Below are 14,406 nucleotides of genomic sequence, written 5' to 3' on the forward strand. Positions count from 1 at the left end.
ACTATTCCATGACGACATTTATTCAGCTTCATTTGTTAACCGCTTACCCTGCTGCCAACCTTAACCGTGATGACACCGGCGCGCCGAAAACCGTGGTATTGGGTGGCGCAACGCGTCTGCGCGTTTCCTCGCAAAGTCTGAAGCGCGCGTGGCGCACTTCTGCACTTTTTGAACAGGCACTGGCGGGCCATATTGGTATTCGCAGTGGGCGTATTGCGCGCAAGGCAGCAACTATCATGATTGAGAAAGGAATCGAAGAGAAAAAAGCCATCGAATGGGCAGCAAAAATTGCCGATTATCTTGGTAAAGCTAAAAACGATAAAAAACCAAAAGATCCGCTCACTAACGCCGAAACCGAACAATTAGTCCATATCAGCCCGGCAGAATTTGAAGCCGTAAAAACGCTGGCTCATCAACTGGCAGAAGAAAAACGCGCGCCAAAAGATGAAGAACTCTTATTGCTACGAAAAGACCGTATGGCAGTGGATATCGCCATGTTTGGTCGTATGCTGGCGAATAAACCCGAGTTTAATGTTGAAGCAGCCTGCCAGGTAGCACATGCATTTGGTGTCAGTGAAACGATTGTCGAAGATGATTTTTTCACCGCCGTTGATGATTTACGCCAGGCTTCTGAAGATGCCGGTGCCGGGCATCTGGGAGAAACCGGATTCGGTTCTGCGCTGTTCTACACCTATATCTGCATCGATAAAGATCTGCTGGTAGAGAACCTTGGCGGAGACGAAGCGTTAGCTAATCAGACCATACGTGCTTTTACGGAAGCCGCGCTTAAAGTCTCCCCAACCGGTAAACAAAACAGCTTTGCCAGCCGTGCCTATGCCTCCTGGGCGCTGGCGGAAAAAGGCACCGATCAACCGCGTTCTCTGGCTGCGGCCTTCTATGAACCCATTAATGGCACCCGTCAGTTAGACGTGGCGGTACAGCGCATTACAACGCTTCGGGAAAACATGAATAAGGTTTACGAACAGAAGACTGATTTCGTAAGTTTTGACGTGATGAACAAACAGGGAAGCATGAAGGACGTGCTGGACTTTATCTGCGCGTAAGGGGCGGCTTATGAGCCAATATCTGATTTTTCAGCTTCATGGGCCTATGGCGTCCTGGGGCGTTGATGCTCCTGGAGAAGTGCGTCATACCCATGAGCTACCTTCGCGATCTGCGCTGCTGGGGCTACTGGCTGCCGGAGTAGGGATCCGGCGTGATGATACCGAACGGTTAAATGCATTTAATCGCCACTATTCACTGGTAGTTTGCGCCAGCTGTAACCCGCGTTGGGCACGGGATTATCACACGGTCCAGATGCCAAAAGAGGTGCGTAAAACGCGTTATTTCAGCCGTCGCGAAGAGCTGAGCAATCCTGAACTGCTAAGCGCGATTATCTCCCGGCGCGACTACTACACTGATACCTGGTGGATGGTGGCTGTGGCAAGAACCCCCGATGCGCCATACAGCCTCGAACAGTTGCAGGACGGTCTACGTCATCCGGTTTTTCCGCTTTATCTGGGGCGAAAAAGTCATCCGCTGGCATTACCACTTGCGCCATTACTGCTCGATGGCAACGCGTCTGATGTCTTACGTAACGCATATCACCAGTATCAGGAGCATTTCCACGAACTGAAAATCTCACTCCCGAAACTTCAGGATGAATGCTGGTGGGAAGGGGAGCACGATGGTTTGGTCGCAAGCAAAATATTACGCCGTCGGGATGTTCCTTTAAATCGTCAGCAGTGGCTGTTTGGGGAACGCACCATCAATCAGGGGCCGTGGCTCAGCAAGGAGGAACCATGTACCTCTCAAGAATAACCTTACATACCGGCCAGCTTTCGCCAGCTCAGTTGCTGCATCTGGTTGATCGCGGTGAATATGTGATGCATCAGTGGCTGTGGGATCTTTTCCCTGGCGGCAAAGAAAGGCAATTTCTTTATCGTCGGGAAGAACTCCAGGGAGCGTTTCGCTTTTTTGTCCTCTCGCTGGAACGTCCGGCGGAAAGTGAAACTTTCACTATCGAATGCCGTTCATTTGCGCCGGAGCTGCATACCGGACAACAACTTTGTTTCAACCTGCGGGCGAATCCAACAATCTGTAAAGCAGGCAAGCGCCACGATCTGCTTATGGAGGCGAAACGGCAGGTGAGGGGGCAGGCGGAAGGGCGGGATGTCTGGTTGCATCAACAACAGGCGGCGCTGGACTGGCTGGCAGCGCAGGGGGAGAGAAGTGGTTTTACACTGCTGGATACCTCGGTCGATGCCTACCGACAACAACAACTCCGGCGGGAAAACTCCCGGCAACTGATCCAGTTCAGTAGTGTGGATTATGCGGGAATGCTAACGGTCACCGATTCTGAGTTATTCCTGCAACGGCTTAGCCTGGGATATGGTAAAAGCCGGGCGTTTGGCTGTGGACTGATGCTGATCAAACCCGGAGCAGAGGCGTGACGTTTGTACCGTTGAGTCCGATCCCGTTAAAAGATCGCACCTCCATGATCTTCCTCCAGTACGGTCAGATCGACGTTGTGGACGGAGCTTTCGTGCTGATCGACAAAACAGGGATCCGCACACATATTCCGGTGGGATCGGTCGCCTGCATTATGCTTGAACCGGGAACGAGAGTTTCCCACGCGGCGGTACATCTGGCCGCCACGGTGGGAACACTACTGGTCTGGGTAGGTGAAGCGGGTGTCCGCGTTTACTCCTCCGGACAACCCGGTGGGGCGCGGGCAGATAAATTACTCTACCAGGCAAAGCTGGCTTTAACGGAAGATTTACGGTTGAAGGTGGTGCGCAAAATGTATGAATTACGTTTTCGTGAGCCACCGCCAGCTCGCCGTTCAGTGGAACAGCTACGGGGAATTGAGGGATCCCGTGTTCGCCAGACCTATGCATTACTGGCGAAACAATATGGTGTGAAATGGAATGGTCGCAAATACGATCCTAAAGACTGGGAAAAAGGCGATGTAGTGAATCGCTGCATCAGTGCTGCCACATCATGTCTGTACGGTATTTCTGAAGCGGCAGTATTAGCTGCGGGATATGCGCCCGCTATTGGTTTTATCCATAGTGGAAAACCGCTTTCATTTGTTTATGACATAGCCGATATCATTAAATTTGATTTGGTTGTGCCAAAGGCATTTGAAATAGCGGCAAGACACCCGGCAGAACCTGATAAAGAAGTGAGACTGGCCTGCCGTGATATTTTCCGTAGCAGTAAATTAACGGGCAAATTAATTCCGTTAATAGAGGAAGTACTTGCTGCCGGTGAAATTGAATCGCCACAACCTGCGCCGGATATGTTACCGCCAGCCATCCCCGAACCTGAAACGTTGGGCGATAGCGGTCACCGGGGGCGCGGCGGATGAGTATGATCGTAGTTGTAACGGAGAATGTTCCCCCACGTTTACGCGGACGGCTCGCTATCTGGCTACTGGAAGTCCGTGCTGGCGTTTATGTCGGTGATACATCCAAACGTATTCGGGAGATGATCTGGCAGCAAATTAGCCAACTGGCAGGTTGCGGAAATGTGGTAATGGCCTGGGCGACAAATACTGAGTCTGGTTTTGAGTTTCAGACCTGGGGCGAAAACAGACGTATTCCGGTGGATTTGGATGGGTTACGGTTGGTTTCTTTTCTTCCTGTTGAAAATCAATAGGTTGTCTGTTCTTTAAAAATGAGGAAATGTTTGAATTTAGTTGGTAGATTGTTGATGTGGAATAAATCGGTTTAAAAACAGATATATATGCTTAGTGTGTTCCCCGCGTCAGCGGGGATAAACCGACTGCTGCATGGATCAACAATGAGCTGATAATGTGTTCCCCGCGTCAGCGGGGATAAACCGTTGATCCGGCGACCAATGTTTAGCGTCACGCGGTGTTCCCCGCGTCAGCGGGGATAAACCGTTTATCACTATTTTGATTATCTGATTCGTCAGCGTGTTCCCCGCGTCAGCGGGGATAAACCGTTCCGGGCAACTCGCGCGGAGTCTCAAAACTGGTGTTCCCCGCGTCAGCGGGGATAAACCGCCGACGATAATCTGCGTTGCTGCTGGCGTCCAGTGTTCCCCGCGTCAGCGGGGATAAACCGACGTATACGAAATCAAGCACTCCCGCGCCGGTGTGTTCCCCGCGTCAGCGGGGATAAACCGGTTGGCGCTTTCGCTACATCTAAACGCCTGGCGTGTTCCCCGCGTCAGCGGGGATAAACCGGGCAGTTTCAAGTCAGTGGACAGATTGTCAGTGTGTTCCCCGCGTCAGCGGGGATAAACCGCTGTCGCTTGGCGATCGAGTACGCTGGGCTGAGTGTTCCCCGCGTCAGCGGGGATAAACCATTTACACTACGGGGAACACCCAGCTTCTATTTTCAAACTCATCAAGACGCCTTCGCCAGCTCCTTCACCAGCGGTAGCATTATCCGCATTACATCACGGCAGCGGCGTTCTATTCTTCCAGGAAGTGCCTTATCAATATGCTGTTGATTATCCAGTCTTACATCATGCCAGCTGGTTCCCTCAGGGAATGCGGCTGTTTTTGCGCGTTGCTGATAACCGTCTTTATTTCCCAGATTCCAGTTTGTCGCTTCCACTGAAAGTACGGCAATACCGGCTTTGTCGAAAACTTCGGCGTCATTACAACATCCAGTGCCTTTCGGATAATTTTTATTTAGACCCGGATTGGTCGTGGCGGCAATTCCATGACTGCGGGCAATTGCCAGTGCCCTGTCTCGCGTTAATTTCCTTACTGCTTCAGGGGTTTTTACGCCACTGTTGAAATACAATTTATCGCCGACAATTAAGTTATCGAGATTAATCACCAGCAGCGTATTTTTCCTTTCGGTATCACTCATCCGCTTGAGTAAATTCTCAGCGCCTAATTTCCCTTCCTCTTCGCCACTGGTCGCCACAAATCGAATACCATATTCGGTAGGCGTATTTTTCAGGCGTTCTGCCAGTTCCAGCATGACACCTAAACCTGCGGCGTTATCATCCATTCCTTGTAATGTCAGCCCGCCGAGATTGGCATCGGCGTCAGCATCGCTCTGCGGGGCGTAGGTATCCAGATGCGCCATAATAATGATCTGCTGCGGCGCTTTGCCTTCATGGGCGGCAATCACCGTACTTCCCGTCACGTTATGCCAGTTCTTGCGATTATCGCGGGCGGTATAAATATATCGGCTATTAAATGTCCGAATATCACTGCGATAACCCATTTGCTGAAACTGTTGGCGAATATAATCGGCAGATAACATTTCTGCGGGTGTTCCGGTCATGCGTCCCGGAAAGAAAGTGGCAATATGTCGAGCCTGTGTATTGGCAAAATCACCAGGTTTAGGTGACGATGCGTGTACGGGGAGAATAAAGCATACGCCGAGCGCCAGGGCAGCGGTACGGTGGCGCAATGCGGAAAACATAGTGAGTCCTTAAATACCATGCAAATTTTTTTACCGCCATAGTATGAAACTGCCTCTGCGCTAAAACAATTTCAAATCTTCCTAAATGCCCGAAATCCGGAGCCTTAAGCACTTTTTGATATTAGCTTTGCCAAATCGTTATTCCGTTAAGGAACTACTCATTCTAATTGGTAATTTCATTCGTTCTCTTACGCTCCCTATAGTCGAAACATCTGATGGCAAGAAAATAGCGGTATTGCAAAGGAACGGTTATGGATCAAAAACGACTTACTCACCTGCGGCAACTGGAGGCGGAAAGCATCCACATTATTCGCGAGGTGGCTGCAGAATTCTCAAATCCGGTGATGCTCTACTCTATCGGTAAAGATTCCAGCGTCATGCTGCATCTGGCGCGCAAGGCGTTTTATCCAGGTACGCTGCCTTTCCCATTGCTGCATGTTGATACTGGCTGGAAATTCCGCGAGATGTATGAGTTCCGCGATCGCACGGCTAAAGCCTACGGCTGCGAGTTGCTGGTGCATAAAAATCCGGAAGGCGTGGCAATGGGGATTAATCCATTCGTGCACGGCAGCGCCAAACATACCGACATCATGAAAACTGAAGGTCTGAAGCAGGCACTGAATAAATACGGTTTTGATGCCGCCTTCGGTGGTGCACGCCGTGACGAAGAGAAATCCCGCGCTAAAGAGCGTATCTACTCTTTCCGTGACCGCTTTCATCGTTGGGATCCAAAAAATCAGCGCCCGGAGCTGTGGCACAACTACAACGGGCAGATTAACAAAGGCGAAAGTATCCGCGTCTTCCCGCTTTCCAACTGGACCGAACAGGATATCTGGCAGTACATCTGGCTGGAAAATATCGACATTGTTCCGCTGTATCTCGCCGCTGAACGTCCGGTTCTGGAACGCGACGGTATGTTGATGATGATTGATGACAACCGTATCGACCTGCAACCCGGCGAAGTGATTAAAAAACGGATGGTGCGTTTCCGCACGCTGGGCTGCTGGCCGCTGACCGGCGCGGTGGAGTCAAATGCGCAAACACTGCCGGAGATCATCGAAGAGATGCTGGTCTCCACCACCAGTGAACGTCAGGGCCGCGTGATTGACCGCGACCAGGCAGGGTCTATGGAGCTGAAAAAACGTCAGGGGTATTTTTAAGATGAACACCGCACTTGCACAACAAATCGCCAATGAAGGCGGCGTCGAAGCCTGGATGATCGCGCAACAACATAAAAGCCTGCTGCGTTTTCTGACCTGCGGCAGCGTCGATGATGGCAAAAGTACCCTGATTGGTCGCCTGCTGCACGATACTCGCCAAATCTATGAAGATCAGCTTTCATCACTGCATAACGACAGTAAGCGTCACGGCACCCAGGGCGAAAAACTGGATCTGGCATTGCTGGTGGATGGCCTGCAAGCTGAGCGCGAACAGGGCATCACCATTGATGTGGCATACCGCTATTTTTCTACCGAGAAGCGTAAATTTATTATCGCCGACACTCCTGGGCACGAACAGTACACCCGCAATATGGCGACTGGCGCATCGACATGTGAACTGGCGATCTTACTGATCGATGCCCGTAAAGGCGTGCTCGATCAAACCCGCCGCCACAGTTTTATCTCCACGCTGTTGGGGATCAAACATCTGGTCGTGGCGATCAACAAAATGGATCTGGTGGATTACCGCGAAGAGACGTTCACCCGCATTCGTGAAGACTACCTGACTTTTGCGGAACAATTACCGGGCAATCTGGATATCCGCTTTGTGCCACTCTCCGCGCTGGAAGGCGATAATGTGGCTTCGCAAAGTGAAAGTATGCCGTGGTACAGCGGTCCGACACTGCTCGAAATGCTGGAAACCGTAGAGATCCAACGAGTGGTGGATGCCCAGCCAATGCGCTTCCCGGTGCAGTACGTTAACCGCCCGAATCTTGATTTTCGTGGCTACGCCGGAACGCTGGCCTCTGGCAGCGTGAAAGTCGGGCAACGTGTCAAAGTGCTCCCCTCTGGCGTGGAGTCAAACATTGCGCGGATCGTTACTTTTGATGGCGATCGCGAAGATGCCTTTGCCGGAGAAGCGATCACTCTGGTGCTGACGGATGAGATCGACATCAGCCGTGGCGATCTGCTGCTGGCGGCAGACGAAGCGTTACCGGCAGTGCAGAGCGCGTCGGTGGATGTGGTATGGATGGCGGAACAACCGCTTTCCCCAGGCCAAAGTTACGACATCAAAATTGCCGGGAAGAAGACGCGAGCCCGTGTTGATGGCATTCGCTATCAGGTTGATATTAATAACCTTAATCAACATGAAGTTGAAAACCTGCCGCTGAACGGCATCGGCCTGGTGGATCTCACCTTTGATGAGCCGTTGGTGTTAGATCGTTATCAGCAAAACCCGGTTACCGGCGGGCTGATTTTTATCGATCGCCTGAGCAACGTGACCGTGGGTGCCGGTATGGTGCATGAGCCGAAAAACGAGGCCACCGTTGCGCCGTCGGAATTTAGCACGTTCGAGCTGGAACTGAATGCGTTAGTACGCCGCCACTTCCCACACTGGGGTGCGCGCGATTTACTGGGAGGTAAATGATGGCGCTGCATGACGAAAATGTCGTCTGGCATAGCCATCCAGTAACTGTGCAACAACGCGAGCAACACCACGGTCATCGTGGTGTTGTGCTGTGGTTCACCGGTCTCTCTGGTTCCGGTAAATCAACGGTTGCGGGGGCGCTGGAGGAGGCGTTACATAAACTTGGTGTCAGTACGTATTTGCTGGACGGCGACAACGTTCGCCACGGTTTATGCAGCGATCTCGGTTTTAGCGATGCCGATCGTAAAGAAAATATCCGCCGCGTCGGTGAAGTGGCGAATTTGATGGTTGAAGCCGGACTGGTGGTGCTGACTGCGTTTATTTCCCCACACCGCGCCGAACGTCAGATGGTTCGTGAACGTGTAGGAGCAGGTCGATTTATCGAAGTGTTTGTCGATACGCCGCTGGCGATTTGCGAAGCTCGCGATCCAAAAGGCTTGTATAAAAAAGCGCGCGCCGGTGAACTGCGTAACTTTACCGGAATAGACTCCGTTTACGAAGCGCCTGAATCGGCAGAAATTCATCTCAATGGTGAACAATTAGTAACAAATTTGGTTCAGCAATTATTAGATCTACTGAGACAGAACGATATTATCAGATCCTGAGACACCACCGGGTTTCCATGCCCGGTTCGTCAAAGTAACAGGATCAGATATGCGTAATAGCCATAACATTACACTAACAAATAGTGAAAGCCTCACTGAGGATGAAGAAACCACATGGTCGCTGCCAGGTGCTGTGGTCGGTTTTGTCTCCTGGCTGTGTGCGCTGGCGATACCGATGTTGATTTATGGCTCTAACACGCTGTTCTTCTTTATCTATACCTGGCCTTTCTTTCTGGCGCTGATGCCCGTCGCGGTGGTGGTGGGTATTGCGCTGCATTCATTGATGGACGGAAAGCTACGCTACAGTATTGTTTTCACCCTGGTGACTGTCGGCATTATGTTTGGTGCACTGTTTATGTGGTTGCTGGGCTAATTTGTTCTTTCCCGTCTACTCTGTTCATAATTCAAACCGTAACCAATAATGAGATTATGTTCTGCACGCCCTGGGTATACGTAACAATGGACAAATGTGGTACATTTGCCCGCGTTGTCGCGGTATCCCCAACAGAGGATGTAGAGTCGTCTTCGGATGCATGGGATGAAGATGCCGTTTTTCAGGGGGCAGGATGGGTAAACTAACGCTGCTGTTGCTGGCTATTCTGGTCTGGCTACAGTATTCGCTGTGGTTCGGTAAGAACGGTATACATGACTATACCCGCGTCAATAATGATGTGGCGGCACAGCAAGCTACAAACGCAAAACTTAAAGCGCGAAACGATCAGCTTTTTGCCGAAATTGACGATCTCAATGGCGGTCAGGAGGCGCTCGAAGAGCGAGCGCGTAATGAACTCAGCATGACCAGGCCGGGCGAAACTTTTTATCGTCTGGTGCCTGACGCGTCGAAACGCGCACAGTCTGCGGGGCAAAACAATCGATAAATCAGCCCAGGAATTAACATGGCAACCACTCATTTGGATGTTTGCGCCGTGGTTCCGGCGGCCGGATTTGGCCGCCGAATGCAAACGGAATGTCCTAAGCAATATCTCTCAATCGGTAATCAAACCATTCTTGAACACTCGGTACATGCGCTGCTGGCGCATCCCCGGGTGTCGCGTGTCGTCATTGCTATAAGCCCTGGCGATAGTCGTTTTGCACAACTTCCTCTGGCAAATCATCCGCAAATCACCGTTGTTGACGGTGGTGAAGAGCGTGCTAATTCCGTGCTTGCGGGTCTGAAAGCCGCAGGTGACGCGCAGTGGGTGTTGGTGCATGACGCCGCACGTCCTTGTCTGCATCAGGATGACCTTGCGCGTCTGTTAACTCTGAGCGAAACCAGCCGCACGGGGGGGATTCTCGCCGCGCCGGTGCGCGATACCATGAAACGCGCCGAACCGGGCAAAAATGCGATTGCTCATACTGTTGATCGCAACGGTTTATGGCACGCGCTGACGCCGCAATTTTTCCCTCGTGAGCTGTTACATGACTGCCTGACGCGTGCTTTAAATGAAGGCGCTACCATTACCGATGAAGCCTCGGCGCTGGAATACTGCGGTTTTCATCCACAGCTGGTCGAAGGCCGTGCGGATAATATTAAAGTCACGCGTCCGGAAGATTTGGCGCTTGCCGAATTTTACCTCACCCGAACCATCCATCAGGAGAATACATAATGCGAATTGGACACGGTTTTGACGTACATGCCTTTGGCGGCGAAGGCCCAATTATCATTGGTGGCGTGCGCATTCCTTACGAAAAAGGGCTGTTGGCGCATTCTGATGGCGACGTGGCGTTACATGCGCTTACCGATGCATTGCTTGGTGCAGCGGCGCTGGGGGATATCGGCAAGCTGTTCCCGGATACTGATCCGGCATTTAAAGGAGCAGACAGCCGCGAGCTGCTGCGTGAAGCCTGGCGACGCATTCAGGCGAAGGGGTATACCCTCGGCAACGTCGATGTCACTATCATCGCTCAGGCACCGAAAATGCTGCCGCACATTCCACAAATGCGCGTGTTTATTGCTGAAGATCTCGGCTGCCATATGGATGATGTTAACGTGAAAGCCACTACTACGGAAAAACTCGGATTTACCGGCCGTGGGGAAGGGATTGCCTGTGAAGCGGTGGCGCTACTCATTAAGGCAACAAAATGATTGAGTTTGAAAATCTCACCTACCTTCACGGTAAACCGCAAGGCACCGGGTTGCTGAAAGCCAACCCGGAAGATTTTGTGGTGGTGGAAGATTTAGGCTTTGAGCCTGATGGTGAAGGTGAGCATATTCTGGTGCGTATTCTTAAAAACGGCTGCAATACCCGTTTTGTGGCTGACGCGCTGGCGAAATTCCTGAAAATTCATGCGCGTGAAGTCAGCTTCGCCGGGCAGAAAGACAAACATGCAGTGACGGAACAGTGGTTATGCGCTCGCGTTCCGGGCAAAGAGATGCCCGATCTGAGCGCCTTTCAACTGGAAGGTTGCCAGGTGCTGGAGTATGCGCGCCACAAGCGTAAACTGCGTTTAGGGGCGCTGAAAGGCAACGCCTTTACCCTGGTGCTGCGAGAAGTGAGTAATCGCGATGACGTTGAACAGCGGCTGATCGATATTTGCGTGAAAGGTGTACCGAACTACTTTGGCGCGCAGCGTTTCGGTATTGGCGGTAGTAACTTGCAGGGCGCGCTGCGCTGGGCGCAAACCAATACTCCGGTACGCGATCGCAATAAACGCAGTTTTTGGTTGTCGGCAGCACGTAGTGCGTTGTTTAATCAGATTGTTGCTGAGCGCCTCAAAAAAGCAGAAGTTAATCAAGTTGTTGACGGCGATGCGCTACAATTAGCCGGGCGCGGCAGTTGGTTTGTTGCAACTCACGAAGAACTGGCGGAATTACAGCGTCGCGTCAACGATAAAGAGCTGATGATTACCGCAGCTTTGCCCGGTAGCGGCGAGTGGGGAACCCAACGTGAGGCTCTGGCATTCGAACAAGCGGCGATAGCCGACGAAACTGAATTGCAAGCATTGCTGTTGCGCGAAAAAGTTGAAGCCGCGCGCAGAGCGATGCTGTTATATCCGCAACAATTAAGCTGGAACTGGTGGGATGACGTCACCGTAGAAATCCGTTTCTGGCTTCCGGCGGGAAGTTTTGCGACCAGCGTTGTCAGGGAACTTATCAACACAACAGGTGATTATGCGCATATTGCTGAGTAATGATGACGGGGTACATGCACCCGGTATACAAACGCTGGCGAAAGCCTTGCGTGAGTTTGCTGATGTTCAGGTGGTCGCCCCGGATCGTAACCGCAGCGGCGCTTCAAATTCCCTGACGCTGGAATCCTCCCTGCGTACGTTTACCTTTGAAAATGGTGATATCGCTGTGCAAATGGGAACCCCGACTGACTGCGTCTATCTTGGCGTGAACGCACTGATGCGTCCACGTCCGGATATTGTGGTTTCGGGCATTAACGCCGGCCCCAATTTGGGGGATGATGTTATCTATTCTGGTACGGTGGCTGCCGCGATGGAAGGCCGTCATTTAGGTTTTCCGGCGCTGGCTGTTTCGCTTGACGGGCATAAACATTATGACACTGCGGCGGCGGTAACCTGTTCCATTTTGCGCGCACTGTGTAAAGAGCCGCTGCGCACCGGGCGCATTCTCAATATTAATGTTCCAGATTTACCACTGGATCAAATCAAAGGTATTCGCGTGACGCGCTGCGGTACGCGACATCCGGCAGATCAGGTGATCCCGCAGCAAGATCCACGCGGCAATACGCTGTACTGGATTGGCCCACCGGGCGGTAAATGTGATGCCGGTCCGGGGACCGATTTTGCTGCGGTAGATGAGGGATATGTCTCCATCACGCCGCTGCATGTGGATTTAACTGCGCATAGCGCGCAAGATGTGGTTTCAGACTGGTTAAACAGCGTGGGAGTTGGCACGCAATGGTAAGCAGACGCGTACAAGCACTTCTGGATCAGTTACGTGCGCAAGGTATTCAGGATGAGCAGGTGCTGAATGCACTCGCCGCCGTGCCGCGTGAAAAGTTCATTGATGAAGCGTTTGAACAAAAGGCCTGGGACAATATCGCGTTGCCGATAGGTCAGGGGCAGACAATTTCGCAGCCGTATATGGTGGCGCGAATGACCGAATTACTTGAACTGACGCCGCAGTCGCGGGTGCTGGAAATCGGCACCGGTTCGGGATATCAAACGGCAATCCTGGCGCATCTTGTCCAGCATGTATGTTCGGTCGAACGGATTAAAAGCTTGCAGTGGCAGGCGCGTCGTCGCCTGAAAAATCTTGATTTACATAATGTTTCAACCCGTCACGGCGATGGATGGCAAGGTTGGCAAGCACGTGCGCCGTTTGACGCTATCATTGTAACGGCAGCACCGCCCGAAATTCCTACTGCGCTAATGACGCAACTGGATGAAGGCGGGATTCTCGTCTTGCCGGTCGGGGAAGAGCACCAGTATTTGAAACGGGTGCGTCGCCGTGGAGGCGAATTTATTATCGATACCGTAGAGGCCGTGCGCTTTGTCCCCTTAGTGAAGGGGGAGCTGGCTTAAAGTGCGAGAGAATACCTGGAATTTTCCTGGTTATTTTGCAGCAAGTCAGCGTATCGTGAACATCTTTTCCAGTGTTCAGTAGGGTGCCTTGCACGGTAATTATGTCACTGGTTATTAATCAATTTTTCCTGGGGGATAAATGAGCGCGGGAAGCCCAAAATTCACCGTTCGCCGTATTGCGGCTTTGTCACTGGTTTCGCTATGGCTGGCTGGCTGTTCTGACACATCGAATCCACCGGCACCAGTTAGTTCCGTTAATGGCAATGCGCCGGCAAATACCAATTCAGGTATGCTGATTACGCCGCCGCCGAAAATGGGAACGACATCTACAGCGCAGCAACCGCAAATTCAGCCGGTACAGCAGCCACAAATTCAATCTACGCAACAACCACAAATCCAGCCGGTACAGCCTGTCGCTCAGCAACCGGTGCAAATGGAAAATGGGCGTATCGTCTACAACCGTCAGTACGGGAATATTCCGAAAGGCAGTTATAGCGGTAGTACCTATACCGTGAAAAAAGGCGACACACTTTTCTATATTGCCTGGATCACTGGCAACGATTTCCGCGATCTCGCCCAACGCAATAATATTCAGGCACCATACGCGTTGAACGTCGGTCAGACCTTACAGGTTGGCAACGCCTCCGGTACGCCAATCACTGGCGGAAATGCTATTACCCAGGCGGATGCAGCAGAGCAAGGAGTTGTGATCAAGCCTGCACAAAATTCCACCGTTGCTGTTGCGTCGAAACCGACAATTACGTATTCTGAGTCTTCGGGTGAACAGAGTGCTAACAAAATGTTGCCGAACAACAAGCCAACTGCGACCACGGTCACAGCGCCTGTAACGGTGCCAACAGCAAGCACAACCGAGCCGACTGTCAGCAGTACATCAACCAGTACGCCTATCTCCACCTGGCGCTGGCCAACTGAGGGCAAAGTGATTGAAACCTTTGGCGCTTCTGAGGGGGGCAACAAGGGGATTGATATCGCAGGTAGCAAAGGACAGGCAATTACCGCGACCGCAGATGGCCGCGTTGTTTATGCCGGTAATGCGCTGCGCGGTTACGGTAATCTGATTATCATCAAACATAATGATGATTACCTGAGTGCCTACGCCCATAACGACACAATGCTGGTCCGGGAACAACAAGAAGTGAAGGCGGGGCAAAAAATAGCAACCATGGGTAGCACCGGAACCAGTTCAACACGATTGCATTTTGAAATTCGTTACAAGGGGAAATCCGTAAACCCGCTGCGTTATTTACCGCAGCGATAATTCGGCGGAACCAGGCTGTTGC

At 51.8% G+C, this 14,406-nt stretch carries 17 protein-coding genes and 1 CRISPR repeat array; of the genes, 16 read left to right on the forward strand and 1 reads right to left on the reverse strand.

Annotated features, from left to right (window positions below; genetic code table 11):
* Nucleotides 1-8: 8 nt before the first annotated feature.
* Genes cas7e through cas2e form a run of 5 tightly spaced genes read left to right on the forward strand, consistent with a single transcriptional unit; the run spans nt 9 to nt 3,663 of the window.
* Complete coding sequence (gene cas7e, locus HEM79_RS09590) at nt 9-1,064, forward strand: type I-E CRISPR-associated protein Cas7/Cse4/CasC (protein WP_176241675.1); 1,056 nt, start codon at nt 9-11, stop codon at nt 1,062-1,064.
* A gap of 10 nt (nt 1,065-1,074) precedes the next feature.
* On the forward strand, nt 1,075-1,821 hold the full coding sequence (gene cas5e / locus HEM79_RS09595) for a type I-E CRISPR-associated protein Cas5/CasD (protein WP_176241674.1): 747 nt from the start codon (nt 1,075-1,077) through the stop codon (nt 1,819-1,821).
* On the forward strand, nt 1,803-2,453 hold the full coding sequence (gene cas6e, locus HEM79_RS09600) for a type I-E CRISPR-associated protein Cas6/Cse3/CasE (protein ID WP_176241673.1): 651 nt from the start codon (nt 1,803-1,805) through the stop codon (nt 2,451-2,453). The genes cas5e and cas6e overlap by 19 nt, the downstream gene beginning before the upstream one ends.
* Entirely contained in the window at nt 2,450-3,373 is a 924-nt protein-coding gene (gene cas1e, locus HEM79_RS09605) for a type I-E CRISPR-associated endonuclease Cas1e (protein WP_176241672.1), read from the forward strand. Before cas6e ends, cas1e begins: the two co-directional genes overlap by 4 nt.
* The gene (gene cas2e / locus HEM79_RS09610; protein ID WP_105286492.1) at nt 3,370-3,663 is read left to right on the forward strand and encodes a type I-E CRISPR-associated endoribonuclease Cas2e; all 294 of its coding nucleotides are present in this window, start codon (nt 3,370-3,372) and stop codon (nt 3,661-3,663) included. Before cas1e ends, cas2e begins: the two co-directional genes overlap by 4 nt.
* Nucleotides 3,664-3,759: 96 nt before the next feature.
* A CRISPR array of direct repeats spans nt 3,760-4,338; the repeat unit is 29 nt; unit sequence GTGTTCCCCGCGTCAGCGGGGATAAACCG.
* A gap of 41 nt (nt 4,339-4,379) precedes the next feature.
* Here cas2e and iap read toward each other — a convergent pair.
* Nucleotides 4,380-5,417, reverse strand: coding sequence for an alkaline phosphatase isozyme conversion aminopeptidase (iap, locus tag HEM79_RS09615; RefSeq protein WP_000490415.1), 1,038 nt, complete (start codon nt 5,415-5,417; stop codon nt 4,380-4,382).
* Between the two features lie 251 nt (nt 5,418-5,668).
* Between iap and cysD the strand changes: the two genes are divergently transcribed.
* The 11 genes from cysD (at nt 5,669) to nlpD (ending at nt 14,384) form a co-directional block, all read left to right on the forward strand.
* Nucleotides 5,669-6,577: a sulfate adenylyltransferase subunit CysD gene (gene cysD, locus HEM79_RS09620; RefSeq protein ID WP_000372392.1), complete on the forward strand. Its 909-nt coding sequence runs from the start codon at nt 5,669-5,671 to the stop codon at nt 6,575-6,577.
* Nucleotide 6,578: 1 nt separating this feature from the next.
* Nucleotides 6,579-8,006: a sulfate adenylyltransferase subunit CysN gene (gene cysN / locus HEM79_RS09625; protein ID WP_176241671.1), complete on the forward strand. Its 1,428-nt coding sequence runs from the start codon at nt 6,579-6,581 to the stop codon at nt 8,004-8,006.
* The gene (gene cysC, locus HEM79_RS09630; protein WP_016159615.1) at nt 8,006-8,611 is read left to right on the forward strand and encodes an adenylyl-sulfate kinase; all 606 of its coding nucleotides are present in this window, start codon (nt 8,006-8,008) and stop codon (nt 8,609-8,611) included. The genes cysN and cysC overlap by 1 nt, the downstream gene beginning before the upstream one ends.
* A 49-nt stretch (nt 8,612-8,660) precedes the next feature.
* The gene (locus HEM79_RS09635) at nt 8,661-8,984 is read left to right on the forward strand and encodes a DUF3561 family protein (RefSeq protein ID WP_001246115.1); all 324 of its coding nucleotides are present in this window, start codon (nt 8,661-8,663) and stop codon (nt 8,982-8,984) included.
* 193 nt (nt 8,985-9,177) lie between these two features.
* A complete protein-coding gene (gene ftsB / locus HEM79_RS09640) occupies nt 9,178-9,489 on the forward strand; it encodes a cell division protein FtsB (protein ID WP_000517479.1) in 312 nt (103 codons plus the stop codon).
* An 18-nt stretch (nt 9,490-9,507) separates the two neighbouring features.
* Entirely contained in the window at nt 9,508-10,218 is a 711-nt protein-coding gene (gene ispD, locus HEM79_RS09645) for a 2-C-methyl-D-erythritol 4-phosphate cytidylyltransferase (protein WP_000246151.1), read from the forward strand.
* Nucleotides 10,218-10,697 (forward strand): 2-C-methyl-D-erythritol 2,4-cyclodiphosphate synthase, encoded by a 480-nt coding sequence (ispF, locus tag HEM79_RS09650; protein ID WP_001219242.1) that lies wholly within the window; start codon nt 10,218-10,220, stop codon nt 10,695-10,697. The genes ispD and ispF overlap by 1 nt, the downstream gene beginning before the upstream one ends.
* Nucleotides 10,694-11,743: a tRNA pseudouridine(13) synthase TruD gene (truD, locus tag HEM79_RS09655; protein ID WP_176241670.1), complete on the forward strand. Its 1,050-nt coding sequence runs from the start codon at nt 10,694-10,696 to the stop codon at nt 11,741-11,743. Before ispF ends, truD begins: the two co-directional genes overlap by 4 nt.
* The gene (surE, locus tag HEM79_RS09660) at nt 11,724-12,485 is read left to right on the forward strand and encodes a 5'/3'-nucleotidase SurE (RefSeq protein ID WP_001295182.1); all 762 of its coding nucleotides are present in this window, start codon (nt 11,724-11,726) and stop codon (nt 12,483-12,485) included. The genes truD and surE overlap by 20 nt, the downstream gene beginning before the upstream one ends.
* Nucleotides 12,479-13,105, forward strand: a complete 627-nt coding sequence (gene pcm, locus HEM79_RS09665; protein ID WP_000254704.1) for a protein-L-isoaspartate O-methyltransferase — start codon at nt 12,479-12,481, stop codon at nt 13,103-13,105. Before surE ends, pcm begins: the two co-directional genes overlap by 7 nt.
* A gap of 139 nt (nt 13,106-13,244) precedes the next feature.
* Nucleotides 13,245-14,384, forward strand: coding sequence for a murein hydrolase activator NlpD (nlpD, locus tag HEM79_RS09670; RefSeq protein ID WP_001272603.1), 1,140 nt, complete (start codon nt 13,245-13,247; stop codon nt 14,382-14,384).
* The last annotated feature ends 22 nt before the right edge of the window (nt 14,385-14,406 follow it).

The organism is Escherichia sp. 93.0816 (genome assembly GCF_013368855.2).
Lineage (GTDB): Bacteria > Pseudomonadota > Gammaproteobacteria > Enterobacterales > Enterobacteriaceae > Escherichia > Escherichia ruysiae.